This window comes from Clostridium sp. MCC328, assembly GCF_018785465.1.
Classification (GTDB): domain Bacteria; phylum Bacillota; class Clostridia; order Lachnospirales; family Lachnospiraceae; genus Pilosibacter; species Pilosibacter fragilis.
On the sequence record NZ_WQPW01000042.1, the window covers coordinates 1 to 3,090 of the forward strand.

Below are 3,090 nucleotides of genomic sequence, written 5' to 3' on the forward strand. Positions count from 1 at the left end.
ATGAAGCAAGGACGGCAGCATAAATTGATAAGCACTATTTTTTTAGCCACAAGTGTTACAAAAAAGCTTGACCACAACAGTACTAAATCCTCGATATTTCTGTCAAGGTTCTTCCCATACTCATCTTTGATTACCTTGTCGATTCCGACTGCTTTGCTCCCATCTAATTCCTTATGGCATTGCTTTAGCATATCTTCATTTATCAAATGGTACACGGATGTAAATATAGGATGTTTTGATTTTGCCGATATCTCAGCTATTCTTACTAATTTCGTTTCCATTATTTCCTCCGTCCCTGAGTACGGATCATGTGCCCTCAGTAAGACCTTTACTATGCAATCCCCTTCCCTCCATCGGCATTGCCCGATTTCTACAGTACTATGGGATTGTCCGACCACCTACCATTCATTTGAAATCCTCCGTTTTCAGTTGCAATTTCATACTCTTCTTCGAGAAATGGCAGGTTCTCCCCAGTTGATGTGTATTCACAATGTAAAACATGATTGGTTCTCTGACTCCGCAGTGCCACATAACACTCGCCATATCGCATTACATGATATTGTCTTCCGCACCAGTTAAGACGTCGACCGACTGAAGTTAACGTTTCGAAGCTCAATCACTATTCAACCCTGCTTTCTTGCTGTCTACGCTTGTCAGATGCCGTTACCGGCATCATCTCAAGACTCGCTATTATCTGGTTGGCTAAACCTTGGATAAACCGGATTTCCACCGGCTTGACTACACACCCTTAGCTGGGCGCACAACTGGAACTGGTTAATTTATATTATTTATGAGCGGAAATGTAGTCAAGCACAATTTTCCACCCATTATTTTCACTGGCATATCCCCATAAAGGCTCTGTGTCCATATTATATAAATCAACGCTTATCATTCACCTTATATTCTACTTTTGATAAATTTTTTTGATATGCTTCCTTTATATAATTTATCATTTCTTTGGCCGTTTTTACACACCATTCCGCAAATGAAGGGTTAAGTATTCTCAACGGCCATGAATGAGGTATATCATTTAACTCTACATCTTTAGGTATTCTCTTTAAAGCTTCAGCTGCTTGTTCTGGTCGAGGTACAACTTGTTCAAATTCACTAACCTTAAAATGAACCAATTCATTTCGGATAAATATTAAATTTATAAAATTATTCCATAGTTTCGCACATGGCTTCCATTCTGATTCACACAAAATTTCACCTATAATATTCCACTTCAATGTTAATTCAGTATTACGTTGAAATCCGAAAGAATCATCTTTTATTCCTTGGTGTTTTTCTGGAATAACAATCTCACTTACACTAATAAAATAAATTGCCTGATTAATAAATGCTTCCAACGCACAACAAGAGAGCATAATACATGCAAGTGGTTTTTCTGCATAATTTCCCACTTCTTTTGCTTCTTTTGCCAACTTCTCTGCTGAAACTAAATATAGATTGGCCATATCGACAAGTTCTTTCATTTCTATCCATCCATTATGTATTTCTATATTAGTCCACGCTAACCTTACATCATTCTCTTTTATTTTTCTTAATAAATAATCAATATGAGATGCTACTCTTCCCCGTTTCGCAACTTGTTGCTGAATTACTTCAATATCTTCTGAAATATTATCTATTTTGAACCCTAACTCTTCCGGCTCAAAATCAGCTTTACCACAACATTCCTTATATGACAATCCTTTTCCACACTTACATAACGCTGCTGGTCCCATCTTCTCACCATTCATACCAGCTATTTTAGCTTTGTGATTAACAACTTCCAAATTCTTAGAAGCAATTACTATGGCTTGCATATCACCTAATGTTTCGCTTATCTTTTTTGCCTCTATTAGTACACCTCTTGCTTTACTAAATTGATTCAAATCTGTATATATAACCGCCAAATTGTTAAGTGATGAAACAATAGCTCGTTTATCACCTGCTTTTCTCGATAATGCTAAATCTTTTCTAGTATATGCTATTGCAGAATCATACTTTTTTTCTCTCCAATAATACATACCTAATTGACAATATATATTGCAAATTCCTTCCACATCGCCTTCTTGTATTTTAACTTTCAGACAGTCATCTAATAACTTTACCCCCTGTTCCTTTTCTTCTTTTTCTTTACTATTTAATAAAATGAATGCCTTATTAGATTTAATTCTCGCAATTTGACCAATATTTTTATCATTTTTAGGTATTTTTTTTAAAGCTTTATTTAATATTTCTAAGGCTTTCTCTGTACCCTGATCTAATCTCATTACAGCTTTGCTTAATTCAAGCGCAACTCCTGCATATGTAATATCACTTACGTTCTTCTCTTCTACTATTGTTAATATATCATCAAGAATTTCTTTAGCATCCTCCACTAATCCCAGTTCATTTAATGATGCAGCATATATTATATAACAAAATAATATTAATTCTAACTCCGTTTCATTTTCAAAATCTAAATATTGCCTTAGCTTTTCAAATGTTGATATCACATTATTATGTTCACCATGATTTTTATATGCCTGAAGCAAATAAATATATATACCTCTCTTCTGTTCTTTTGATATATGACTTACCGCTAATAATTCATTTAGTCTTTTTATTCCCTTTTCAATCTTCTCTTCATCAAAAGAAAATACAAGTTCTCCCATATTATTTAACTCTTTTTCAACTTCAGTATTCTTTTTCAAACAACAATTCTTATATTTTCTTCCACTTCCACATGGACACTTATCATTTCTCCCTATTTTCATATCTACGCTCCCCATCTATCCTATTAATTCTATATCTTCACCGTTACTTTTAATCTATGTAGCATAAACTTCAAATTCGTCTCTCAGATAAACGCACCAGCTTACTGAAAGTTTCACCTCTATGACTTAGTTTATTTCTCATAGTAAAATGCTCTGCTATACAAAAAATGTATATTAGCTTCATTTAGATAATCTTCAAATTTTCTTTTTCTTCCATCATCTACATATCTATTATAGCATTCGTACAGGATTCTATAATAGTTCAGTTGATTTATCAATCTCTCACTAACCGTTTTTTCTTTTAATATATCCTCACATTTTTGAAAACAATCAACTATTGTATTAT

2 protein-coding genes and 1 pseudogene are annotated in these 3,090 nt (G+C 33.7%); all 3 read right to left on the bottom strand.

Annotated elements, in window-relative coordinates:
* Positions 1–281 (bottom strand): annotated as a pseudogene (locus tag GPK83_RS07940) (hypothetical protein); the annotation flags it as partial.
* A 597-nt stretch (positions 282–878) separates the two neighbouring features.
* Entirely contained in the window at positions 879–2,744 is a 1,866-nt protein-coding gene (locus tag GPK83_RS07945) for a tetratricopeptide repeat protein (RefSeq protein WP_207659900.1), read from the bottom strand.
* A 131-nt stretch (positions 2,745–2,875) separates the two neighbouring features.
* A partial coding sequence (locus GPK83_RS07950; protein ID WP_215704483.1) for a hypothetical protein occupies positions 2,876–3,090 on the bottom strand: 215 nt, incomplete at its 5' end.

Bases quoted from the DNA above. Each gene is read 5' to 3' on its own strand.
- GPK83_RS07945 (WP_207659900.1), bottom strand. From the start codon at position 2,744: ATGAAAATAGGGAGAAATGATAAGTGTCCATGTGGAAGTGGAAGAAAA.